Source organism: Rubrivirga aquatilis, assembly GCF_046845665.1.
Classification (GTDB): Bacteria; Bacteroidota; Rhodothermia; order Rhodothermales; family Rubricoccaceae; genus Rubrivirga.
Genome location: NZ_CP177355.1, coordinates 3,411,506 through 3,434,272 on the forward strand (window position 1 = coordinate 3,411,506; position 22,767 = coordinate 3,434,272).

23 protein-coding genes are annotated in these 22,767 nt (G+C 72.4%); 9 read left to right on the forward strand and 14 right to left on the reverse strand.

Annotated features, from left to right (window positions below; genetic code table 11):
- Positions 1-30: 30 nt before the first annotated feature.
- Positions 31-1,452 carry an undecaprenyl-phosphate glucose phosphotransferase gene (locus ACLII4_RS15090; RefSeq protein ID WP_412068229.1) on the forward strand — a complete coding sequence of 474 codons (1,422 nt, stop codon included), beginning with the start codon at positions 31-33 and terminating at the stop codon, positions 1,450-1,452.
- A 43-nt stretch (positions 1,453-1,495) separates the two neighbouring features.
- On the forward strand, positions 1,496-2,566 hold the full coding sequence (locus tag ACLII4_RS15095; protein WP_412068230.1) for an SGNH/GDSL hydrolase family protein: 1,071 nt from the start codon (positions 1,496-1,498) through the stop codon (positions 2,564-2,566).
- Positions 2,567-2,583: 17 nt separating this feature from the next.
- Here ACLII4_RS15095 and ACLII4_RS15100 read toward each other — a convergent pair whose 3' ends face one another.
- Positions 2,584-2,856, reverse strand: a complete 273-nt coding sequence (locus tag ACLII4_RS15100; RefSeq protein ID WP_412068231.1) for a hypothetical protein — start codon at positions 2,854-2,856, stop codon at positions 2,584-2,586.
- 128 nt (positions 2,857-2,984) lie between these two features.
- On the opposite strand from ACLII4_RS15100, the gene ACLII4_RS15105 reads away from it, so the two are divergent.
- Positions 2,985-5,039: an ABC-F family ATP-binding cassette domain-containing protein gene (locus ACLII4_RS15105; RefSeq protein ID WP_412068232.1), complete on the forward strand. Its 2,055-nt coding sequence runs from the start codon at positions 2,985-2,987 to the stop codon at positions 5,037-5,039.
- A gap of 3 nt (positions 5,040-5,042) precedes the next feature.
- Here ACLII4_RS15105 and ACLII4_RS15110 read toward each other — a convergent pair whose 3' ends face one another.
- The 4 genes from ACLII4_RS15110 to ACLII4_RS15125 form a co-directional block, all read right to left on the reverse strand.
- Complete coding sequence (locus ACLII4_RS15110; protein ID WP_412068233.1) at positions 5,043-6,752, reverse strand: erythromycin esterase family protein; 1,710 nt, start codon at positions 6,750-6,752, stop codon at positions 5,043-5,045.
- A 71-nt stretch (positions 6,753-6,823) separates the two neighbouring features.
- The gene (locus ACLII4_RS15115) at positions 6,824-7,879 is read right to left on the reverse strand and encodes a WD40/YVTN/BNR-like repeat-containing protein (RefSeq protein ID WP_412068234.1); all 1,056 of its coding nucleotides are present in this window, start codon (positions 7,877-7,879) and stop codon (positions 6,824-6,826) included.
- 114 nt (positions 7,880-7,993) lie between these two features.
- The gene (locus ACLII4_RS15120; protein WP_412068235.1) at positions 7,994-8,710 is read right to left on the reverse strand and encodes an SDR family oxidoreductase; all 717 of its coding nucleotides are present in this window, start codon (positions 8,708-8,710) and stop codon (positions 7,994-7,996) included.
- 140 nt (positions 8,711-8,850) lie between these two features.
- Complete coding sequence (locus tag ACLII4_RS15125; RefSeq protein ID WP_412068236.1) at positions 8,851-9,759, reverse strand: ADP-ribosylglycohydrolase family protein; 909 nt, start codon at positions 9,757-9,759, stop codon at positions 8,851-8,853.
- A gap of 54 nt (positions 9,760-9,813) precedes the next feature.
- Here ACLII4_RS15125 and ACLII4_RS15130 point away from each other — a divergent pair, with 54 nt between their 5' ends.
- From ACLII4_RS15130 to ACLII4_RS15155, 6 genes are all read left to right on the forward strand, one after another.
- Positions 9,814-10,488, forward strand: coding sequence for a heme exporter protein CcmB (locus tag ACLII4_RS15130; protein WP_412068237.1), 675 nt, complete (start codon positions 9,814-9,816; stop codon positions 10,486-10,488).
- Between the two features lie 222 nt (positions 10,489-10,710).
- Positions 10,711-11,448: a cytochrome c biogenesis protein CcsA gene (ccsA, locus tag ACLII4_RS15135; protein ID WP_412068238.1), complete on the forward strand. Its 738-nt coding sequence runs from the start codon at positions 10,711-10,713 to the stop codon at positions 11,446-11,448.
- Positions 11,448-11,678 carry a CcmD family protein gene (locus ACLII4_RS15140; RefSeq protein ID WP_412070571.1) on the forward strand — a complete coding sequence of 77 codons (231 nt, stop codon included), beginning with the start codon at positions 11,448-11,450 and terminating at the stop codon, positions 11,676-11,678. Before ccsA ends, ACLII4_RS15140 begins: the two co-directional genes overlap by 1 nt.
- Positions 11,679-11,720: 42 nt before the next feature.
- Entirely contained in the window at positions 11,721-12,152 is a 432-nt protein-coding gene (locus tag ACLII4_RS15145) for a cytochrome c maturation protein CcmE (protein WP_412068239.1), read from the forward strand.
- A complete protein-coding gene (locus tag ACLII4_RS15150) occupies positions 12,149-12,610 on the forward strand; it encodes a DUF1499 domain-containing protein (RefSeq protein WP_412068240.1) in 462 nt (153 codons plus the stop codon). Before ACLII4_RS15145 ends, ACLII4_RS15150 begins: the two co-directional genes overlap by 4 nt.
- Positions 12,611-12,661: 51 nt before the next feature.
- Positions 12,662-13,135, forward strand: coding sequence for a PaaI family thioesterase (locus tag ACLII4_RS15155; RefSeq protein WP_412068241.1), 474 nt, complete (start codon positions 12,662-12,664; stop codon positions 13,133-13,135).
- A 20-nt stretch (positions 13,136-13,155) separates the two neighbouring features.
- Here ACLII4_RS15155 and ACLII4_RS15160 read toward each other — a convergent pair whose 3' ends face one another.
- The 9 genes from ACLII4_RS15160 to ACLII4_RS15200 all read right to left on the reverse strand — a co-directional run bounded on the left by ACLII4_RS15160 (position 13,156) and on the right by ACLII4_RS15200 (position 22,761).
- Positions 13,156-13,734 (reverse strand): MFS transporter, encoded by a 579-nt coding sequence (locus ACLII4_RS15160; RefSeq protein ID WP_412068242.1) that lies wholly within the window; start codon positions 13,732-13,734, stop codon positions 13,156-13,158.
- A gap of 94 nt (positions 13,735-13,828) precedes the next feature.
- Positions 13,829-15,205 carry a magnesium transporter gene (gene mgtE, locus ACLII4_RS15165; RefSeq protein WP_412068243.1) on the reverse strand — a complete coding sequence of 459 codons (1,377 nt, stop codon included), beginning with the start codon at positions 15,203-15,205 and terminating at the stop codon, positions 13,829-13,831.
- A 7-nt stretch (positions 15,206-15,212) separates the two neighbouring features.
- Positions 15,213-16,034: a 16S rRNA (adenine(1518)-N(6)/adenine(1519)-N(6))-dimethyltransferase RsmA gene (rsmA, locus tag ACLII4_RS15170; RefSeq protein ID WP_412068244.1), complete on the reverse strand. Its 822-nt coding sequence runs from the start codon at positions 16,032-16,034 to the stop codon at positions 15,213-15,215.
- Positions 16,035-16,121: 87 nt separating this feature from the next.
- The gene (locus tag ACLII4_RS15175) at positions 16,122-18,716 is read right to left on the reverse strand and encodes a hypothetical protein (RefSeq protein ID WP_412068245.1); all 2,595 of its coding nucleotides are present in this window, start codon (positions 18,714-18,716) and stop codon (positions 16,122-16,124) included.
- A gap of 42 nt (positions 18,717-18,758) precedes the next feature.
- Positions 18,759-19,274 (reverse strand): hypothetical protein, encoded by a 516-nt coding sequence (locus ACLII4_RS15180; RefSeq protein ID WP_412068246.1) that lies wholly within the window; start codon positions 19,272-19,274, stop codon positions 18,759-18,761.
- Between the two features lie 86 nt (positions 19,275-19,360).
- The gene (locus ACLII4_RS15185) at positions 19,361-20,119 is read right to left on the reverse strand and encodes a lysophospholipid acyltransferase family protein (RefSeq protein WP_412068247.1); all 759 of its coding nucleotides are present in this window, start codon (positions 20,117-20,119) and stop codon (positions 19,361-19,363) included.
- Positions 20,120-20,128: 9 nt separating this feature from the next.
- Complete coding sequence (locus ACLII4_RS15190; RefSeq protein WP_412068248.1) at positions 20,129-20,896, reverse strand: sugar phosphate isomerase/epimerase family protein; 768 nt, start codon at positions 20,894-20,896, stop codon at positions 20,129-20,131.
- Positions 20,893-21,537 (reverse strand): hypothetical protein, encoded by a 645-nt coding sequence (locus ACLII4_RS15195; RefSeq protein WP_412068249.1) that lies wholly within the window; start codon positions 21,535-21,537, stop codon positions 20,893-20,895. Before ACLII4_RS15195 ends, ACLII4_RS15190 begins: the two co-directional genes overlap by 4 nt.
- Positions 21,538-21,603: 66 nt before the next feature.
- Positions 21,604-22,761, reverse strand: coding sequence for a hypothetical protein (locus ACLII4_RS15200; RefSeq protein WP_412068250.1), 1,158 nt, complete (start codon positions 22,759-22,761; stop codon positions 21,604-21,606).
- Between the last annotated feature and the right edge of the window lie 6 nt (positions 22,762-22,767).

Consider the following 22,767-nt stretch of genomic DNA (forward strand, 5'->3'; position numbering starts at 1 on the left):
TTAGCCTAACCCCTGGCAGATCCAGGACCGATGCTCCGCGAACGAAGCCTCCTGCTCCAGCGCCTCCTGTTCGGCGCCGACCTCGCCCTGATCGCGACGGCCTGGCTGGCCGCGTGGTGGATCCGGTTCGAGGCGATGACGCCGCCCGAGTGGGTGCCGCTGTCGAACTACCTCGCGTTCCTGCCCTTCGTGCTGGCCGTGTGGGGCGCCGTGCTGCTGGTCTCCGGGCTCTACCGGACGCGCCGCGCGCAGCGGCTGACGTTTGTGGCCTATGCCGTCGCGCGAGCCGTGGTGCTCGGCTTGGTCGTCTCGCTGGGCGCGCTGTTCTTCTACCGCGAGTTCTCGTTCTCGCGGCTCCACGTGATGCTGTTCGCCGGGCTGGCGTCCGTCTTGCTGGTGGGCTTGCGGCTGGCGATCTACGCCGTGCTCCGCCGGGGCCGTCAGCGCGGGCGCAACGTCCGGCGCGTGCTGATCGTGGGCGCCGGCAAGGCGGGCCAGCGGCTGGCGCGCGCCTTCCGTCACTACCCGTGGATGGGCTTCGAGGTCGTCGGCTTCTTGGACGACCGGGGCGAAGAGGTCCGCCCCGAGCCCCCGGACCCGTTCTATCCCGAGCAGACAGCGCCGCCGGAGATCCTGGGGCCGGTCGACGTCATCGGCGAGGTGCTCGACAGCCGGGGCGTCGACCTCGTGTACGCCGCGCTCCCCCTGTCGGCCGCGTCCAAGATCCAGTCCGTTGCCGAGGCGTGCGCGCTCCACACGGCGCACCTCTGTTTGGTCCCCGACCTGTTCGGCCTCGACCTCGTCAACAGCCGCGTCTCCGACGTGGACGGGCTCGCGGTGATCCACTTGATGGACGAGGCGCCGCTCGACTTCCGACAGGTCGTCAAGCGCCTGGGCGATATCGGGTTCTCGCTGGCGGCGCTCGTGCTCCTGTCGCCGCTGCTGGCGGCGATCGCCGTCGCCGTCAAGCTCTCGTCGCCCGGCCCGGTGCTGTACCGCCAGGAGCGCATGGGGCTCAGTGGCCAGACGTTCGACATCTTGAAGTTCCGCTCCATGCCCGTCGACGCCGAGGCCGCCACGGGCGCCGTCTGGTCGACGAAGGGAGAGAGCCGCGCGACGCGCGTCGGCGCCTTTTTGCGGCGGACCAGCCTCGACGAGCTGCCCCAGTTCTGGAACGTGCTCCGCGGCGACATGTCGGTCGTCGGGCCCCGCCCCGAGCGGCCGGCCCTGATCGAGGGGTTCCGCCACCAGATCCCGGGCTACATGCTGCGCCACAAGACCAAGGCCGGCATCACCGGCTGGGCGCAGGTCCACGGCTGGCGCGGCGACACGAGCCTGACCAAGCGGATCGAGTACGACCTGTTTTACATCCAGAACTGGAGCCTCTGGCTAGACTTTAAGATCGTGCTGATGACGATTTTCAAGGGGTTCGTCCACGAGAACGCGCACTAGCGGGAGCGTGCGCAGGCCGTCGGCCTCCGCGCCCACACGAGGCATGACGACCGAGCCCCCCCGCCCGTCTCCCGGCGAGCCCACGGCTGGGCGCCCGCTCCGAACGGCCGCGCTCGTCGTGCTGGCGAACGTGGCTGGCGTCGTCGCGCTGCTGCTGCTGCTCGAAGGGACCGTCCGGGTCCTCCGCCCCGACATCGGCCCGGCGGGCACCGACGCGGGCCTGTTCCTCGACTCGGCGTTTGTCGACGCCCGGGGCCGGACGACCGGCTTGCGGCCCGGCGCCCGCGGGATCGCGAACGGCGCCCCGGTCGCCGTAGACGCGGACGGCTTCCACGTGTACGCGGGCAACGCCAGCGCCCCGGACTCGGCGGGCACGTGGCTCTGGCTGGGCGACTCGGTCACCTTCGGCGTCGGCGTCCCGGCCGACTCGACGGTCGCCGGGCGGCTCGCGGCGCGGCAGGACACCACGCGCATCTTGAACGCGGCCGTGCTCGGCTGGGGCACGCCCGACTACCGCCGTCGCCTCAATGCCGCGCTGGCGGCTGGGCTCGCGCCGGCTCGCGTGACGCTGCTGTGGTGCCTCAACGACGCCGACACCGGCCGCCCCTCCCCGCCCGGCAGCGTGCCGCTGTGGCGCGACGGGCTGGTCAAGGCCAAGACCGCCCTCAACGCGCGCTCGCGGCTGTACCGGCTGGCGAAGGACGCCACGCTCGACCGCCCGGCCCGCTACTTCGCCTACGACCGCGCCTTCTACGAGCCGCTGGCGGCCCCCCCGCCCCTCCCCGACTCGGCGTCGATCTCGCGCGCGCTCGCCGACCTCGGCGCCATCCGCGACGCCCTCGCGGCGCGCGGCATCCCGTTCGAGATTGTCGTCGCCCCCTACGAGCCCCAGCTCCGCCCCGACGGCGACCCGACGCCGCAACGAGTGCTCTCGCCCCGCTTGCGCGCGCTCGGCATCCCGACGCTCGACCTGCTCCCCGCCTTCCGCGCCGTGCCCGGCGACCCCGCGAGCCTGTACCTCTGGTCCGACGGGATCCACTTTTCGGCGAGGGGCCACGCCGTCGCCGCCGACGCGGTCGCCCGCTGGCGCCGCGAGCCCGAGAGTACCGAGTAGTCCGTCGCGAGCAGGCCTCAGCCGCCGACGATGAACGGGTCCGGCTCGGGCTCGTCGTCGAAGCGCGTCGGGGGGGCGACGGCGTCGTTGAGCCGTTGCTCGAGCGACAGCTCGTCCTCGGTGTCGCTGCGGTGCTGCACCCGCATCGTAGCCAGCGCGGAGTCCTTCCCGAAAAAGCTCCGCAGCATCGGCTTCAGGAATAGATAGACGTACACGGCCATCACGAGGGACGCGCATGCGCCTACGACGTACGTCAGCCCGTTGCCGAATCCCAGGACGTTGAGGAGCATAGCGCCGTACCGGAGTGTGTCGCTCCGTATCGGCGGCTGGCGAGCGCCGCTTGAGCCGCTGTTCCGCCCGTTCTTCGACCGGCGGGCCTCCTCAGCGGGCTAGCTTCCCGGCCGACTCCCCCCGGCCCATGCTCGTCCTCCGCGATATCCACCTCACCTTCGGCGGGCGCGTCCTGTTCGACGGCCTCTCGTGGACCGTCCGCGGCGGCGAGCGCGTCGGCCTCGTCGGCCCCAACGGCGCGGGCAAGTCGACCCTCTTGCGCGTCATCGCGGGCGAGCAGTCCATCGACTCCGGCGACGTCGTCTACGAGGGCGGCGCGTCGGTCGGGTTCCTGCGCCAGGACACCCAGGAAGAGGACCTGTCCATCTCCCCGCTCGAGGAGGCGCTCCACGCCTTCGACGACGTGATCCGGCTGGAGGCCGAGGCCGCCGAGCTGACGACGGCGATGGAGGACCACCCCGACCACACGACGGCCGACTACTTCTCGCTCGTCGAGCGGTTTTCGAAGGTGCAGGACCGGCTGGTCACGCGCGAGTCGCACACGGCCGAGTCGCGCGCGGCCTCCGTCCTGTCCGGGCTCGGGTTTACCGCCGAGGAGATGCAGCGCCCGCTGAGCACGTTCTCCGGCGGCTGGCGGATGCGCGTCGCGCTCGCGCGGCTCCTGCTCGGCCAGCCCGACGTGCTGCTGCTCGACGAGCCCACGAACCACCTCGACATCGAGTCGATCGACTGGCTCGAGAACTACCTCACCACGTACCCCGGCGCCGTCGTCTTGGTCTCGCACGACCGGTACTTTTTGGACCGGATGACGACCTCGACGGCCGACCTCATCCGGGGCCAGATCGACTCGTACCCCGGCAACTACCAGCACTACCTCGAAGCGCGCGTCGAGCGCCGGGTCCACTGGCAGGCGCGCTACGACAACCAGCAGAAGGAGATCGCCGAGGCCGAGCGCTTTATCGCCCGGTTCCGCGCCAAGGCCACGAAGGCCAAGCAGGCGCAGAGCCGCATCAAGGCGCTCGAAAAGCTGGAGCGGATCCCGCCGCCGCCGCCCGAGGCCGGCGCCATGCGGTTCCGCTTTCCGGACCCGCCCCCGTCGGGCCGCCAGGCGATTGAGCTGAGCCAGTTCTCGAAATCGTACCCCGCGCCCGAAGGCGGCGTCACCAAAGTCTTCGACGCCGCCGGCCCCCTCGCGCTGGAGCGCGGCGACAAGGTGGCGCTCGTCGGCAAGAACGGCGCCGGCAAGTCGACGCTCGCGCGGATGCTGCTCGGGACGGAAGCCTTCGAGGGCGAGCGCGAGCAGGACCGCCGGGCCGAGATGGCGCACTTCGCGCAGCACCAGGCCGAGGCGCTGGAGCCGTCGCACACCGTCCTGCAGTCGCTCCGCGAGCGCTCGCGCGGCCACTCCGAGACCGAGCTCCGCAGCATCCTGGGAGCGTTCCTGTTTACCGGCGACGACGTCGAGAAGAGCGTCTCCGTGCTCTCCGGCGGCGAGCGCTCGCGGCTGGCGCTGGCGCGGACGCTGATGAGCCCGGCGAACGTGTTGGTGCTCGACGAGCCAACCAACCACCTCGACATCGTCTCAAAGAACGTGCTCGCCGAGGCGCTCCGCCAGTACACCGGGACGTTCGTGCTCGTGAGCCACGACCGCGCCTTCATCGACGCCGTCGCCGAGGCGATCTGGTACGTCGAGGACGGGGGCGTGCAGACGTACCGGGGCACCTACTCCGAGGCCCAGTGGCAGCGCGAGCACGGCACGGCCTCCCGCCTCGGCGCCTCCGGTGACGGCGCGGCCAAGCGGTCGACGCCGGCCCCGAAGCCGGCCGCGAGCCCGTCCACGTCGAAAAAGTCGGCGGGCGGGAAAAAGTCGAAGGAGGACAAGCGGCGCGAGGCCGAGGCCCGCAACGCCCTCTACCGCATGATGCAGGACGGAAAAGTCCCCCCGGCCAAAAAGCTGGGCGCGGACCTCGCGGGCCGAGCGCTCGAGTTGCTGGAGCAGTCGGTCGAGGAGAAGGAACGTGAGGCAGAGGCGCTGGAGGCCAAGATGGCCGACCCGGACCTCTACAACCGCCCCGCCGAGTTCCAGTCGACGATGGAGGCGCTGGCGGCCGCGCAAGCGGAGCTCAAGGGGCTGATGGCGCGCTGGGAGACGCTGGCGGCCGAGGTAGAGGCGCTGGCGTAGCGCTTAGTCGGCGCAGAGGTCGTAGCTGCCCCGCTCGATCTCGGCCGGCGTCGGGACGGCGCGGGAGGCCGTCTGGAAAAACACCACGATGTCGAAGCCCTCGGCCTCGACGCGGTCTTCCATGTTCTGCTCCGGCGAGTCCGGGTGGAACGAGTTGCCGATGTCGCGGACGGGGCGCGCCGTGGCGAACCACTCGGCGACCGGGCCGGCGTCGGGGAGCTGGCGGAGGTCGAGGGCGAAGGCGTCGAGGCCGGCCGCCGCGAGCGCGGCCTCGAATGAGCCCGGCGCGGGCTCGACCTCGAAGGCGCGCCACGCGGGCCCGTCCCAGCCCTCCTGGAATCGACGCTGGTCGGCCGCCTGGAAGCTGCCCCGACCGAAGAACGTCCCGATGGCGAGGTAGCGATCGCCGAGCGCGTCACGCGCGTAGGCCCCCGACGAGCGCCGCGCCAGCGTGATCGACGGGTTGTAGCCGACGTGCATGTTGTGGGCGGCGAAGACGACGCGGCCGTCGCCTCCGATGGCGTCGGCGATCTCGGCCACATTCCGGCCCAGCGCCACCTCGCGGTAGTTGTCGAAGTCCATGTGCGTCGGCGCCCGGCGCAGCGATTCGTGAACGAGGTCCAGCCAGTGGGTCAGCGCGTCGGCGTGGGCCACGAGGTCGGGCACGTCGCCGAAGCGGCCGGTCGCCAGTCGGGCCCGGACGGTGCGCGCGGTCTCGTCCCAGGCGAACCGGCCGGCGTGGTCGAGCGAGTCCCGGTAGACCTCGTCGCCGCCGGGGATGGCGGTGACGATGGGGCCGGCTGCCGCCCAGAACGCCGGGTCGCGCTCGGCGAGCACGGCCGCGAGTGTGTCGGCGGCGGCCTGCGCGTCGCGCCGGGCCTGCCGGTAGCCGCCCTCCATCTCGCCCAGCGTCGTGCCAGGCGCTGAGGGCGACTGTAGGATGAACGGGAGGAACTGCCGCGTGAGGTCGCCCAGCGCCCGCGTGGCGACCGTCACGGTCCACGGCTCGCCGGCCGCGTGGAGCGCGTCGGCCAGCCACTCGACGGCCTCGGCAAACTGGCGGGCCCGGTCGGCCGTCATCGTCTCCCACATCCCGAAGCAGGCCCGGCGGTCCGTGCACGTCTCGGCCGGATCAGCGCCGAACGCCCGGGCCATCGCCTCGTACGCGGCCGCCGCGTCCCCGCCCACGCGTGCCGCGGCGGCGGCCCCGATCCCGATCCCGCCCGTCAGGTCCGACATGTCGGCGCCGACGAACCGGGCGGGGCGGTCCGCGCGGAGGTTGTGCTCGCGGAGCGCCGCCAGCAGGGCCACGTTCTCCTCAGTCGTCCACAGGCCGCCCTGGAGCACGATGGACTCGTCGAGCGGCACGTCGGGGTCCACGAGCGCCCCTTCGCGGGGCAGACTGGGCGCCAGCGCGGTCTCCCACAGCACGGCGTCGAGCTCGCCCCGCCGCGCCAGCCAGCGGACGACGCGGTCGCGGAACTGAAAGAACTCGCGCGTGCCGTGCGTCCCCTCCCCGATCGCGAGCACGCGGGCGTCGCCCCACACGGGCGCCAGCTTGTCGAGGTCGGCGTCGGGCAGCGAGGGGTCGGCGCCGTCGAGCGGGATCGCGTGGGCGCGGATCCAGTCGACAACGGCCTCGGGGGCTGCTTCGGACGGCGGGCTCTGCGCCCAGACGGGCGCAGAGATCAGGAGCAGAACGAGCAGGCGCATCACCATGGGTCGGTGCAGGCAAAGGAGCACAAGGATACTCCTCGTCTTGACGTACTCGCCCGGCCTCCGAGTTACAGCCGCACTCGGACGATCCGGCCGTCGGGCCCGACGAGCCACACCGCCTCGCGCGACGCGGCGGCGACGCCCCAAAACGTGCGGTCGTCGACGAGCACCCAGGTCCGGCCGTCGTCGCGCGACAGGCCAGCGCCGCCGGGGCCGACAGCCAGCAAGGCGTCGCTGCCGGGGACGTAGGCCGCGCCGTAGGCGGCGCCCGGGAAGGGCAGCGCCCCGCCCAGCGTCCACGTGGCCCCGCCGTCGGACGTGATGGCGACGGCGTCGAGGAAGTCGTCGCGTACGGCGAGGTCGCCGCCGACGGCGACGCCGGTGCGGTCGTCGCGGAAGGTGACAGAGGTGGCGCCCGCGGCCTCGCCCGCGACGATGGGCAGCGTGGCCGCCGTCCACGACGCGCCGCCGTCGGTCGTGCGCAGGATCCGGGACGGGTCGGCATTCCCGGTCGCGATCCACGCCCGGCCCGCCCCGCGCGTGGCGACGCACGTGCCGGAGGCGGCAAACCCGCCCTCGCCCTCGGCCGGTGCGGGAAGCGCACTCGCGGGGACCGGGCGCCAGCTTTCGCCGCCGTCGGCGGTCGTGAGCAGGCGCAAGCGACCGTCGTACGAGTCGCCGTAGGCCACGCCGCGCTGGGCGTCCCACATGCCCAGGCAGTCGTAGAAGGCGTCGGCCTCGCTCGCTTGGTAGACCGTCCGCCACGACGCGCCGCCGTCGGTCGTCTTGGCGATCTGCGACGACGGCCCGTTGCCGATCGACAGCGCCCACGCGGTCGTGGCGTCGAGGGCGACCACATCGCGGAACTGCAGCGTGTCGGCGCCCGGCGTCGTCACCGGGACGGCCTGCCACGTGGCCCCGCCGTCGGTCGTTTTGATGACCGTCCCGCCCGCGCCGGACGCCCAGACGACGTCCTCGTCGACGGCGTGCGCGGCGATGAGGAGCTGGTCGACGCCCGAGGCCTGCTCCATCAGGCGGGGCGGCAGGATGGAGTGGCTCTTCCCGGCGATCCCGCCACACGCGGCGAGGGTCAGGGCGAGAACGGCGAGGACGGCAAAGCGCATCGGGGATCGGGGATGAGGGATTGCAAGATGACCGTGCTGAGCGGATGGCGCCAAGGATTCCACCCGCCTGCCCATTCCCCTTTCCCATTTCCCCAGTCCTGCGGGCGCAGCGAGCTACTTCCGCCCGACCATCGGCCGCAGCACGACCTCCGAGATCAGCGTCCCGTGCGGCGCCTCGACGACGTGCGCGACCGTCTCGGCGATCGACTCGGGGCTCATCGCATTCGGGTTCTCGCGGTCGCTGAAGCCGGTCGCGACGGAGCCCGGGTACAGGCACGAGACTTTGATCCCGAACGGCCGGAGCTCCTTCATGATCGCGTCCGAGAACCCCCGGACGCCGTGCTTCGTCGCGTTGTAGGCGCTGAGCTGCGGGTTGCCGACGAGCCCTGCGATGCTGGCGACGTTGACGATGAAGCCCGCCGTCTCGTCCGCGCCGCGCGCCTCGCCCTGCGCCTTCATGTGGGGGACCGCCGCGCGCGTGGCGTGGAAGACGCCCGACAGGTTGGTGTCGACCTGCACGTCCCAGTCGTCGAGGCCGAGCGCGTCGACGTCGTCGAAGCGGCCCAGCCCCGCGTTGTTGACGAGCACGTCCAAGCGGCCGTGTGCCTTGGCGACGCCGTCGATGGCGTCCTTCGTCGCGGCAGCGTCGGTGATGTCGCAGACGACGGCGGTAAAGTGGTCGCCCAAGACGTCTGAGGCCTGGTCGAGGGCGTCGGACGAGCGCGCGAGCCCGGCGACGTGGCCGCCCGCGTCGACGAAGCGGCGGGCGATGGCGAGGCCGATGCCCCGGCTGGCGCCGGTGACGACGGTGACGGTTCCGGTGAGGTCCATGGGTCGGTGGGTCGGTGAGTCTGGTGTGGGTCGGTCGTCGGTCGTCGGTCGTCGGTCGTCGGTCGTCGGTCAAATGAGTGGCTTGCGGGGCGCCGTGCGGGGCGGGGGGCGCGTGCCTTCCCTTCTCGTCTTGTCTTCGCTTACCCGCCCAGAGCATCCGCCAGCGCCTCGGCCTCGGCGCGGATGCCGTCGGCGTCCTCGAGCTGCGCCAGCCATGCTTGCGGCAAGGCCTCGGTCCCGTGGATCGCCCCGAGCATGGCGCCGACGCACGCCCCGACCGCCGCCGCGTCGCCGCCGACGTTGACGGCCGACAGGAACGTCGACTCGACGAGCGCGGGCGACCGGGCCACCATCGCGACGGCGAACGGGAACGCCTCGTCGGCGGGCGAGTCCGCCCCGCCGCAGCGGTCCTGCAAGTCGAGCGGGAAGTCGTCGAGGTGGCCGGACACGTCCGCGAGCCGGCGCGAGACGCGGTCGTCGGCGCCCAGCAAGCGCTCGGCGTCGCGGGCGGCGATGAGGGCGGCGGACAGGATCTCCGGGCCCGCGATCCCGTCGGGGTCCTTCCCGAGGCAGACGCGGATGGCGGCCACCTGGGCGGCCGTGGCGACATGCGCGACCGGGTTCGGATCGATCTCCTTCAACAGCAGGCCGGCCCACCGCGCGCTCGCGAGGTCCTTCAGGCCACGCAGCCGCGCCTGCACGCCGAACGGCGCCGCCATCGCGGCACCCGCGCTGCTCGGCGACACGATGTCAGGCCGCCGCAGGTCGAGCGACGCCAGCTCCGCGGCGAACGCGATGCGGACCTCCTCGGGGCTGTCGGGCGCGCCCGTCGCCAGGGCGCGCGCCAGCGCGCGCGCGCGCTGCGTGTCGGCGGTCCACTGGCCGACGCCGAGGTCCTTGCGCTTCTCGTCCGCGCGGGGCTCCTTGATGCCCTTGTAGTAGGTGCGGACGTTTTGGTGGGCGAGCCCTTCGACGGGCATCCCGAGGGCGTCGCCCAGGGCGGAGCCGAGGAGGGTGGCGACGATCCGGTCGCGAAAGGGGGCGGGCACGGGCGGGCGTGGAGAGGGGCCCGTGCTATCCTCCCGCCCCACCCCCCGTTCCCCGTGACCTGGCTTGCCGGCGCCTGGGCCGTCGTCGCCAACGACGCCCGCCTCGAACTCCGCACCCGCGTCGCCTTGAGCGGGCTGGGCCTGTTCGTGGCCGCGTCCCTCATCTTGGTGCGCGTCGCCCTCGGCCGGGGCGTGCCGACCGTCCCCATCGCGGCGGCGCTGCTGTGGATCGTCGTCGTCTTCGCGGCCGCCGTCGGGCTCGGCCGCGCGTTCGTGGCCGAAGAGGAGCGCGGCACGTCCCTCCTGCTCCAGCTCCACCTGCATCCGAGCCAGGTCTACGTCGGCAAGCTGGTCTTTAACGCGGCGCTGATGCTGGGCGTCGTCACGCTCGCGGCGCTCGGGTTTCGGATCCTGGTGCCGGTCCCGCTCGAGGCGCCGGGCATCCTGGTGGCCGGGTGCGCGCTCGGCGCCATCGGCATTGCCGCCGGGACGACGCTGCTCTCGGCACTCGTCGCGCGTGCTCGGGCCGCCGGGCCGCTGTTGCCCGTGCTCGCGTTCCCGATCCTCGTCCCCGTCCTGATCCCCGCCGTCGCCCTGACCGAGCTGGCGTCGGGCTCCGCCAGCGGTGCCTGGGCGGCCGCGTCGGACGACCTGATCCTGCTGGCGTCGTACGCCGGGCTGCTGGTGTCGGCCTCGCTCGTGCTGTTCGACTACGTGTGGCGGGACTGAGGGGATCGGCGAACGGCCATCGGCGAACGGGGGCCATGGCCAAGACGCCGTGCCCTGCCCACCGGAGCGATCGCCCGCTGCGGGGTACGGGCGGTCGAGGCGACCGGGCTCCAGAGATCCCCGGTGGCCGTTCGCCGACCCCCGTTCCCCTCTTGCCCCCTTTTCACGGTCCCCCACGCGCGCCGGGCGGATCATGCCCGTTCCCGAGACGTGCCCCGCCCCATGGACCTCGCCCTCCCCCGCTACGGCCTCGCGTACCGCCTCTTCGGCGTCGTCGCGGCCGTCTGGGTGACCGTCGCGCTCGTGCTCGGCATCCTGGGGCCGGTGTCGGCGCTGCCGATCCTGGAGCAGACCGCGCGCAATCTGTACTTCCACGTCCCGATGTGGTTCGTGCTCTACGCCTTCGCGCTCGTCGGCGCGTGGCAAGCCGGGCGCTACCTCGCGACCGGCCGCCCCGTCCACGACGCCCGCTCCGAAGCGGCCTGGATGGTCGCGACCGTCGCTGGCGTGACGGCGCTCGTGACCGGCGTCGTTTGGGCCCGGTTTACGTGGTACCAGGGGACGGGCCTGTGGTGGAGCCCCGAACCGCGCCAGAACATGGTGGCCGTCCAACTCCTCATCTCGGGCGCCTACTTCGTGCTCCGAGGCTCGCTCGACCGGCCCCGCCAGCGCGCCCGCCTGTCCGCCGTCTACGCCTTGTTCGCGACGGCCACGATGCCGTTCCTGACCTACGTCCTGCCCCGCCGGATGGCCAGCTTGCACCCCGGCGCCGAGGGCAACCCGGCGTTTTCCGAGATGGACATCGCCTCCGACATGCGGTGGATCTTTTACGCGAGCGCCGTCGGGTTCCTGATGCTCGGCTGGTGGCTCTACACCCAGCGCACCCGCGCCACCGTCGCGGGCTTGCGCACCGAGGCGCTCGCAACACCGGCCGCCGCCGCTCCCCCCGTGATCTCGTGATGCTGCTCCAGGCCGACACCACCATCGCCGTGCTCGACGCCGACGCCGTGCAAGCGACGACGGCGCAGCCCCAGGGCATCGAGCGCGTCATGCTCGTCGACGACAAGCTGCCCGTCGTGCTCGCCGTCGTGCTCATCGTCTGGATCGGCGTCCTCGCCCTCTTGGTCCGCACTGACCGCCGCCTGGCGCGCATCGAGCGCGACCTCGACGCCCGCGACGCCACCCGCTAGCACGGCTGGCGTACCCTGTACCCCGTCCTCACCGACCCTGACATGCGCCCCACGACCCTCCTCGGCATCGCCTTCGTCGGGATCTTCGGCTTCCTCGTCGTCACCAGCTTCGGCAACCAGGTCTCCGGCTGGGAGACCTTCGACGACGCCGCTGAGAGCGGCCGCAAGGCCCACGTCGTCGGCACCTGGCTCCGCGAGGCGCCCACCAGCTACGACCCCGACCGCAACGTCTTCTCGTTCGTCATGGCCGACACCTCGGGCACCACGCGCTCCGTCGTCTACGCCAACCCCAAGCCCGCCAACTTCGAGGACGCCGAGCGCGTCGTCGTCCAGGGCCGCATGACGACCGGCGCCGCTGGCGAAGTCTTCGAGGCCGAGCACATCCTGGTCAAGTGTCCCTCGAAGTACAACGACGGCCGCGAGTTCGAGGACGCCCAGCCCGGCATGCCGGTGACCCGCACTTCGGCACAGTGACCAAAACCACGCGGCGCGTGCTGATCGGCGTCGGCGTGGTCGCGCTCGGCCTGGTCGCCAGCCGTCTCCTGGGCTCGCGCCCCGACGCGACGGAGACCGACGCCCCCGTCGCGGTCTGCCCCGACACGCCCACCTGCGCCCGCCTGCGCGTCGAGGTCGCCGCGCCCCCCGCCGACGTCCGCGCCGCCGCCCGCCGCGCCCTCGCCAGCACCGGCGGCCTGACCGGATCGCCCCAAGCCGTCACCGATACGCCCACGGGCGCGCTCGCGACGGTCCGTATCGGGCCGTTCGTCGACGAGGTCGCCGTCGAGGTCGACAGCGCCCCGAGCGGCGCCGTGCTCTGGGTCCGTAGCGCCGCGCGGGTCGGCCGTTCCGATCTCGGCGTCAACCGCTGGCGGGCGAACCGGCTCGTCGACGCCGTCGCGCGCGGGCTGCCGGAGGGCGCCGTCCAGCGGTAGCGGACCGGGAACGGGGCGGCGGCGTTGTCTGGCGACGGTCCCACCCTCGCCATGTCAGTCCCGTCCCTGTCCCCCATCGACCCCGACGCGCTGATGGACGCCATGAAGGCGGCCGGGGCGGACGGCCTGCGCCTCCCGCCGCCCGTGCTCCTGGAGATGGAGGCCGAGATCCGCGACTACCGCCCCGCCGACGGGGTCGGCGCCGCCCTCGTCGCCCGCTTCCCGCTCTTGGAGAAGTTTCAGAACCCGATGGGCTTGATGCAGGGCGGCATGCTGGCGGCCGCCGTCGACAACGTGGTCGGCCCGCTGAGCTACCTCGTCGCCGCCCCCAGCGTCACCGCCCACCTCACCATGACCTACCTCGCGCCCGCCACGCCGGACCTGGCCTACCTCGAGGTCGAGGCCCGTCTCGTCGCCCGCGCCGGCCGCCAGCTCATCTTCGACGCGACGGTCTCCGCCCCCGACGGCACCGAGCTCGCGCTCGCCCGCGTCACCAACACGGTCGTGCGCCCCGCCAGGACGTAGGGGCGGATCGCGATCGGCCCCTACCCCTCCACCTCGTACACCGTCACCGGCCCGCCCGACGACGCGTCGAACCGGCACCCCGTCTCGACGCCCAGCGCCGCCAGCGCACCGGCGTCGAGGGCGCCCGACTCGGCGTCGTGCCACCGCGCGTGCATGGCCCCCAGCGCGAACGCCGCGCCCGAGCCCATCGCCCAATACCGCGTGTACTCGTGGACCTCGCGCATGTCGTAGACCCCGAACAGGCCGGTCGGCGCGGCGATCAGCAGCGACACCTGACTGCTCTCGTACGGGTCGCCATCCTCGCCCGTCTCGGGCTTGAGGTAGTACTCGTCCTTGAGCACCTCGTGCAGCCCCCGGAACGTCTCGAAAATGCCCCGCCGGCTCGTCAGGTCGACGAATTCGGCTCGCTCGAAGGCGTCCTGCAGCACCAGATGGTGCGCGGCATACCCGACCACGCCCACCAGAGCGTCGCCGACCCGGAGCACCTTCTCCCCCGCCGCGTCGAGGTCGGGCGGCAGCTTCAAGTCGTCGAACGTGGTGAGGGCGTCGGACGCGAGCGCGAGCCCCGTCGCGGTGCGGACGGCTGTGAGGGTGGACATCGTTGTTGGGATTTGGGGTTGGGGATTCGGGATTGGAGCCGAAGGTGACCGTCCGGGGCCGAGCCCCCAATCCCCAACCCCCAGGCCCCAATCCCTACAGGTACAGCGCTGTCGCGACGGCGAAGAAGATGGTCAGGCCCAGGATGTCGTTGCTCACCGTGATGAACGGGCCCATCGCGAGGGCCGGGTCGATGCCGATGCGGTTGAGCACGAGGGGCACCGTCGCCCCGATCAGCGTCGACAACACGATGACGATCAGCAGCGCGAGCGCCGCCGTCAGCGCCAGCCGCTGCGTGTCGTCGCCGAAGCCCGACAGGATCACGATGATGCCCAGCGCGAGGGACAGCACGATGCCATTGATGATGGCCACGCCCAGTTCCTTGCCGATGCGCCGAGCCAAGTCGCTCCGCCACAGGTCGCCCGAGGCCAGCCCCTGCACCGCGATCGCCGACGACTGGATGCCCGCGTTCCCCGCCATCGCCATCACGATCGGGATGAACAGCGCCAGCACCGGCGCGACCGTCAGGGCCTCCTCGAACCCGACGATGACGAGGCCGGACACGTACGCGCCCACCAGCCCCAGCAGCAGCCACACCAGCCGCCCCCGGCTGACTGCGAACACGCTCGACGACAGCTCCTCCTCGCCCGTGATGCCGACGGAGCGCTGCAGGTCCTCCTCCGCCTCCTCACGGATCACGTCGACGACGTCGTCGATGGTGATGCGGCCTAAGAGGCGGCGGCCTGCCGAGATCACCGGCAGGGCCACCAGGTCGTAGCGCTCCATGATCCGGGCCACGTCCTCCTGGTCGAGGTCCGGTTCGACGGCGACCGGGTCGAACTCGGCGATCTCGGCCACGACCGTGTGGGCCGGCGACAGCAGCAAGCCCTTGAGCGAGATCACACCCACCAGCTTCTCCTCCTCGTCGACGACGTAGACCGCGAACACGGGGTCGACGGCCTCGGCGTTCGCCCGGACCGCCTCGGTCGCCTCGGCGACCGTCGCCGTCAGCGGGACGGCCACGACCTCGGTCGCCATCAGCCCGCCGGCCGTGTCGTCGCCGTAGCTCAGCAGCGCCTCCACGTCCGACGAGTCCTCCAGCTGGACGAGCACGTCGTCGGCCTGCGTCACGTCCACGTCCGCCAGCACGTCGGCCTGGTCGTCCGACGCCAGCGGATCGATCAGCAGGACCAGCTCCGAGGTCGACAGGCCATCAAGGAAGTCGACGCGCTCGGCGCTCTCCAGCTCCGGCAGGATCCGGCTCGTCACGTCGTCCGGCAGCCAGCGGAAGGCGACGTGCGCGGTGTCGGCCGGCAGGTGCTGCAGCAGCGACGCGAGGTCGGCCGGCCGCAGGTCGGCCACGATGTTGAGCACGTGCCCCCGGTGGCCGGCGTCGACCAGCCCGGCCACCGCGTCGACGAGGTCTTCGTCGACGAGCGTGGGGGCGTCGGATGCGGGGGCGTTCTCGATCACGGGCGGCTCAGGCGAAGTGGTGGACCAGGCGGACGAACTCCTCCGGCGCCAGCGCCTCGGGCCGGCGCGTCGCGGCCCACTCGGGCACCTCGACGCCCGCCGCCGCGGCGACCCCGGACAAGCTGTTACGGAGCATCTTCCGGCGCTTCCCGAACGCCGCACGAACGACCGTCTGCAAGGCCTCGAAAGCTACGTCCGGCCCGGGCACGTCGAAGTCGAGCGTCACCACGGCGCTGTCGACTTTGGGCGGGGGGCGGAAGCTCGGCGGGGGGACATCGACGAGCAACTCCGCCCGGGTGTAGAGCCCGAAATAGACCGACAGCGTTCCGAACGTCTTGCTCCCGGGCCCCGCCACGATCCGGTCGGCCACCTCCTTCTGCACCATCACCACGGCCCGGGCGACGCTCTCGCGCGCCTCCAGCAGCGCGAAGAGGATCGGCGACGTGATGTAGTACGGCAAGTTGCCGACGACGTGAAGGGCCGGAGGCTGGGGGTCCTCACCAGCTGGCGCGTCGTCGGACTCAGCCCCTTCCCCCTCCCCGCTTCCCGCTCGCCCCAGCTGGCGCCAATTCGCGTCGAGCACGTCGACGTGGCGGACGTCGAGCGTGGGAAACCGGCGGCGCAGGTGGCCCACGGCCTCGGCGTCGACTTCGAGCGCGATCAGGTCCGGGTAGCGGCGCAGCAGATCAGCGGTGAGCGCGCCCTCGCCGGGGCCGATCTCGACGACCGGCGCGCCCTCGGGCGCCCCGACCGCCGCGACGATCCGTGCGATCACGCCGCCGTCCGTCAGGAAATGCTGGCCGAGGGATTTCTTGGCGCGAACGGACATGGGGGGACGGGCGGAGAACCCTCAGGGTACACGCCATCACCCGACGGCGGAGGCGGCGGGCCAATCTCCATCCCCAATCCCCGCCCCCTACCCGGCCGCCTGTCCGCGCCGGTACCACAGCAGCCCGCCGATGCCGAGCGCGCCGAGGTACGCGAGCACCGTCGCCGCCCACGAGATCATCACGCCCCGCCTGCGGGACTCCGGCCGGAAGCGCATCGTCACGATGTGGTCGCCGGCCGGCACCGGGACGCCGCGCAGCAGGAAGTCCGTCCGCACAATCGGTGTCGGGTCGATGCCGATCGTCGCCGTCCAGCCCGCGGGGTAATAGACCTCGCTGAAGACGAGCAGGCGTGGGCGGTCCGTCGAGACGTTGTAGACGATCTCGTCGGGCTCGAACCGCTCCATCGTGACGCTCGCGCCGGCCGAGTCGGGCGCGGCGCCCGTCAGCCCAGACACGTCGAGGTCGCCGGGGTCGGAGACGTAGGCGACGCGGGACAGGTCGGTGGCGGGGTCGCGCAGGATCGGGAAGAGCGCCTCATCGTCCGGCGCGACGGCGACCGAGTCGACGAAGAACGCCCGGGGCAGGGCCGTCGAGTCGACGCCGACGACCAGGCCCGTCTGTGGGTCCTGGAAGACGGGGTCGAAGCCCGGGACGACGCCCGGGAGCACGACGTAGCGCGTCGAGAGCAGCCGGAGCGCGTTGCGATTGAGGCCCGTCGAGTCGTCGGGCAGCAGGTGGTCGAAGTAGGTCTGGATCAGCGCCAGCTTGGCGCCGTGGTAGCCGCCGACGGACTCGTAGAAGTACGACGGGACGGCGTTGGTGGCCCAGTTGGCCGGCAGCACGCGGAACCGGCCCGGCCCGCCCGCCTCGTCGACACGCGCCGAGACGTATTGGTCGGCCGCCGAGGGCTGGATCTGCGACTCGATCCGACTGTTGACGCGGAGCGACGGGTCGTCCTCGTTGAAGTACCGCCTCCCGACGCCCCACAGGTCGATCGTGGTTAGCAGCGCCAGCGCGGCGATCGCGACCCACCCGGGGATGCGCTCCCAGAGGTGCGCGGCGACGATCAGCAGCGCCAGCGCCAGCAGCAGGAGGGATCGGCCCGCGTCGGCGGCGAACAGCGACGCGCGCTCGCCCTCGACTTGGGCGAGGTAGCCGGCCGTCATCTGGCGGACCTGGGGGTCGGCCGGTGACAGCCCGGCCTGCTGGGCGGCGAGCGCGGCGATCTGGACGCCCTCGTCGGGCTTCTCGAAGGTGAGCGGGCCGCCGCCGGTGACCCACAGCCCGCCGATCAGGATCGCCAGCACGGCGCCCGCGCCGAGCGCGACGCGGCGCTTGCGCTGGTCGGCTTCCGGCGTCATCTCGGTCCGCTGGACGTAGTACGCGCCCCAGCCCGCCAGCAGCGCGACGAGCAGCACGGCGACCGAGAGCCACGTCTCGGGCACGCGGAAGGCGTCGAACAGCGGGAGCGCCTCGAAGGCGATCCGGTTGACGAGCGGCAGGTTCTCGCCCAGCGCGAACGCCACGAACACGAGGACGCCGATCCCAAACGCCGCGACCGACCGCCGGACGACGCCGAGCGCGCCGATCGCCGCCAGCAGCGCGATGACGGGGCCGACGTAGTGCGGACCGGCGGTGAACGGCTTGGCCCCCCAGTACGTCTGCCCGCCGCCGCCGTACGCGTTCGGGATGACGAGCGTCAGCAGTTCGCCAAAGCCCTGGCTCCACATCATCGCGTACTCCCACGCGAGCCCGCCGCCCGGCCCGGCCGAGCGCGTCGTGAACGCCTTGTACTCGGCCTGGATGAGGTACGGGTCGGCCACCATCGCGAGCGCCAGCACGGAGCCGACCGCGAGCAGGCCGGTCGACGCCAGCCACGTCTTCCCGGCCCCGTCGCGGAAGGCGGCGAACCCTTCGGCCACCCACCAGATGACGGCCGCGAGCACGACGTAGTAGGTGATCTGGACGTGGCCCGCGCGCAGGTTCAGGGCCGCGGCGATGGCGAACATCAGCGCGAAGAACACGCTCTTGAGCCAGCCCGTCTCGGCGTCGCGCCGGATGACGGCTGCGAAGCCGAGCAGCAGCCACGGCGCGTACGCCAGCGCGATAAACTTGGTGTTGTGGCCCGCCGTCAGGATCAGCGGCAGGTACGTCGACAGCCCGTAGCCGACGCCGGCCACCACGCCTGCCAGCTTCGACCGCGTGAGGGACAGCACGAGCAGGTACGTCCCGACCAGCAGCGCGAAAAAGTGGGCGACCGGCCACAAGCCCGCACGCCGCAGCGTGTTCATCACGGTGTCGGCCCCGGGGACGCGTGAGCCGCCCAGGATCATCGTGCCGGGCATCCCGCCAAACACGTTGGGCGCCCACTCGGGCCGGACGCCCGTGTCGGCTTCGTACGCCAGCATCGCCTCGGCCGTCGCCGCCCATTGGACCGTGTCGCCGCCGACGAGTGTCCGCCCGCCGATCGTGGTCGGCGCGAAAAAGCCGACGGCGACGATCAGCAGGAAGCCGAGGCAGATCGCGTGCTGGAGCCAGCCCGGCCGGGAATCCCACCACGTCGTCTCGCGCGAGACCGGGCCCGCGCGGCGCACGCGCGAGCGCTTTTTCCAGACCTCGTTGCCTTCCAGCGGTGCCGGTCCCCCGGACGCCCCCGGGCGGCTCTTCCTCGACTTGGCCATGAGATGTGCAGTGCGGCCGCGACAGCGGCGGATGATGGAGGGCTAGGCGCGAACGAGCGACGTGCGACGCGCGCGCGCGGCGGCCGCGGTGGCCGCCATCGGCACCTCCGTTCGGGAGATCACGGTGGTCCGGCCCACGACGCCGTCGGGCAGCAGGATCTCGCGGACGAGCAGGTGGACCGCCGTATCGGGCGGCGAACACACCTGCGTCATCACGTCGAGCGTGCCGGAGATGTACGCGTAGACGGTGTCGCCGACGACCGTCGCCGCGAACGGGCGCGGGATGTAGTCGCCGCTGAGCGCGATGGCGGTGGCGTCGTAGAGCACCTCGACGGCGCCGTCGGGCGTGGCGCCGGCCACGAGGGCGCTGTCGGCGACCTCGACCCGCACGCCGGGCCCGGCGTCGCTTACGAACGCGACCGTGAGCGTGTCGCCGACCGCGCGGCCGTCGGCCACCAGCAGGCCGCCCGTGGTGACCGTGCGCGACGTCTCGAAGGTGCAGTCGCCGACGCACCCGGTGAGGGCGGCGAAGCAGAGCAGAAGGGCGGCACGACGCATGGGGCGAAGATAGGAGCCCGCCGAGGGGGGACACCGGCACAACGGAGCGCGAGCCGGACGCTCGGTCAGAGGGGGACCCCCCGCTGTCATTCCCCGATCCCCGCCAGCTCCGCCTCGATCGCCGTGCGGACGCGGGCGGACAGCTCGGCGGCGTCGCCGCGCTGGAGGCCGTCGGTGGGGATGGGCTCGCCAATGACGCACCACGTCGTCCCCGGCCATGCCGTCTTGTCGGTCTGGGACATGACGCCGGCCTGCCCGACGAGCGTGACGGGCACCACGGGCACGCCGGCCCGGATCGCGAGCACGAACGGGCCGCTCATGAACGGCTCCAGCGCATGCGAATGGCTCCGCCCGCCCTCGGGATAGAGCAGCACCGAGTCGCCGCCGCGGATCCGCTCGGCGGCCCGTTGGAGGTCGGCGACGGCCTGGCGCGGGTTGTCGCGACGGATGAACAGGCAGGCGGACTTCTCGAGCACCCAGCCCACCAACGGCCACGTGCGAAGCTCGTGACGGGCCACGTAGAGAAACGGGCGGGGCAGCCCCATCATCGCCGCCGGGATGTCCAGCGAGTTGACGTGGTTCGAGGCGAAGACGACGGGCCCCTCGGGAAGCGGCGCCCGGCAGATCGTCTCGACGCGGATGCCCGACATCCCCAGGAGAAAGCGGGCCCACGGGCGCATCCAGGCGCGGAGCGTCCGGGCGGTGGGCGCCATCGCGGAGTGGATCACCAGCCCCGGGCTCATCGTGAGGGTGAAGAACCCGGCCCAGAAGATGACCCACCCGAACCAGAGTCGGTGGGTCAGCGAGAGGGTCGGGGCGGTCGTCCGGGGAAGTGCGGCAGTCACGGCCGCAAGCTATCGTGTCGCCGCTCGCGCCGCGCGGATGAGTGCCGTCGCCGATGCCAGGCCGGACGCGCGGACGGGCTTGGGCAGCGCGTCGATCACGACGGGCCCGTCGAAGCCGGCCGCCGCGAGCGCCGCGAGGTGGGCCGACCACCCGACCTCGCCCTCCCCGATCCGCCGCTCTTGCCAGGCGTCGCCCGGCACGCCGTCGTGCGCGCCCACACACGCGATCGATGCGCCGGACGCCTGCAGGGCTGTGAGCCCGTCGGCGGGCGCTTCGCCCTCCGCCAGCGCGTCCGCGGGCCGCCAGTCGGCCCCGACGGCGTCGTGGGACACCTCGGCGAGGAGCGCCGCGAGCGCCGCGCCGGTCGGCGCGACTGTGCCCGCCTCGTTGCGGACGGCCAGCGTCAGCCCGAGCGCGGCGGCGCGGTCCCCCGCTTGCGCCAGCGCTTGCGCCGACCCCGGGCCGCCGAGCGCGCCGACGCGCACCAGCGAGCACCCGAGCCGGTCGCCGAACGCGGCCACCTCCGCGAGCCGGTCGAGGTCGTTGAGCCAGGCCGCACGCGCCGAGGCAGGGGCCTCAAACAGGCCGGGGTCGAGCGCGATGACGGGCACCTCGTCGTCGTCGAGCCGACGCCGGAGCGAGGCCTCGGCGATGTTTGGCACCCGAGCCCCCCCCAGCGAGCGGAGCACGACGCCGTCGAGTCCCCAGAACAGGGTGAGCTTGACCGCGCGAGCGGCGTCGGCGGTGGCGGCGTCAGTGGTCCAGGCGAGGGTCATCGGGTGGAGAGGGTGTCGGGCGGTGCCGTGTAGCGAGCGGTACGGGTGATCGCGTCGACGAGGGCCACCGCAAGCGCGGGGCCGTCGGCGTCGGGGACGGAGACGACGGGCAGCCCCGCCAGCGAGTCCGGCGCGGTGCCGACGGTCACCAGCGAACGCACCAGGGCACGGGGCCACAGCCCGGCCGAGAGCGGCTGGCGCAAACCGTCGCTCCCGCGCGCGCCGGTCCAGAAGGCGACCAGCACCGTCCGGTCCGGGGTGCCTCCCCAGTGCGATCGCTCCACGACCACGCGCATCGCCTCCACGACCGCCGGCACGGCGTCCGACGCCATCGACACGGCCACGACGACCAGCTCTGGCCGGCCGACCGGGTGCTCGCCGGGGATGTACCCGCCCAGCATCGGCGGCGTGCCGACGACGAACTGAGGCGACTCAGTCCGCAGGCTGTAGTCGCCGAACGGCGTGATGCCCGCCCGCGCCAGCGCGCGGCCCAGCGCGGCAGCCCGGTCGCCGGTCGCCAGCGAGTCGGCCGTTGCGGCGACGGCGCGGGCCGAGACCGGCGCGTCCGGGCCGGTCGGGAGCGGCGACGGACCGGCGCAGCCGGCCGCCACCAGGGCGAGGATGAGGGTCGCGAGGCGCATGGTCAGCAAAAAAAAGGGGCCGCCCGGCAGTACACCGGGCGGCCCCACGTCGGACCGAAGTCAGACTTAGTTGAAGCCGACCGCAAGGCCAGCCGTGAAGCCGATCGCCGGCTTCACCGAGTTGGACCCGCCGATGGCGTAGCCGTACTCGGTGTACTCCTCCTGGACACCGCCCTTGATGAAGAGCGAGGCCGGGAGGCTCGGCGGCGAGATGCGGATGTACGGGGCGATGGTGCCCGCGTGGCCACCGATGCCCGCCGTCGTGCCGACGTTGTCGACCGTCGGGCCGGAGTGGCGCGTCTGGATCTGGAGCGCAGCGCCCAGCTCGAAGAAGCTGAACTTGAAGCCGGCGCCAAGCATGAAGTTCAGCAGGTCGTCACCGTCGAGGGACGACTCGTCGAACGCCGTCTCGGGATCGTCGTCGATGCCCTGAAGCAGGTACGCGTCAAGGCCACCGAAGAGGCGGAACCGCTCGCTCGGGTAGTCGAAGTCCGCGCCGAACGTGATGGCGTCGCGGCCGTCCGAGTTCGAGAGCGTCGCCGGGAGGAAGAGCGGCTTGAACGCGGGGTTGCCGGCGACGGCCGCCGTGGCGGTCACGTTGCCGTTGGCGTCGATCGAGAGCGGCTGCTCACCGAACGGGGTGTTGGCGCGGGCCTGCTCGCCGTTCTCCCGCTCCGACCCGAGGTCGAAGATGTAGCCGCCGTGGACGCCGACGACGTTGCCACGGGCGGTGCCAAAGACCTTGACGCCCTGGAGGCCGAAGTCGCTCTCGATGCCACCGATCGGGTTCGTGAACTGCGAGTTGTTGGGGCCCTGCTGCACGAACTCGTTCTTGGCAACCGTCAGGACGCCGCCAGCACCGAGCCGGAAGGCCGGGAAGCTGATAAAGTTGACCTGCGCGCCGACGTTGATGCGCTGGCTGATGATGTCACCACCGGTGGTGGCCACCGTGAGGTCGGTCGCGTCGCCGTTCGTGTCCCAGATCTCCTCAGCCTCGCCGTAGGCGTAGGAGGCCCACAGCTTGATGGGCGCCGCAGCGACCGGGCGGCCGAGCGCGTACGTGTCGGAGGTGATGGAGCGGGGGGCCGCAGCCGTCTCGAAGACGCCAGGCGTCGCGTTCTCGGCCGTGGGCGGGTCGGGGTTCTTCTTCTTCTTGTCGTCGTCGCCGGGGGTACCGAGCGCGAGCGTTCCGGCCAACAGGCCAACGAGTGCCAGATGGAGCATATGTAA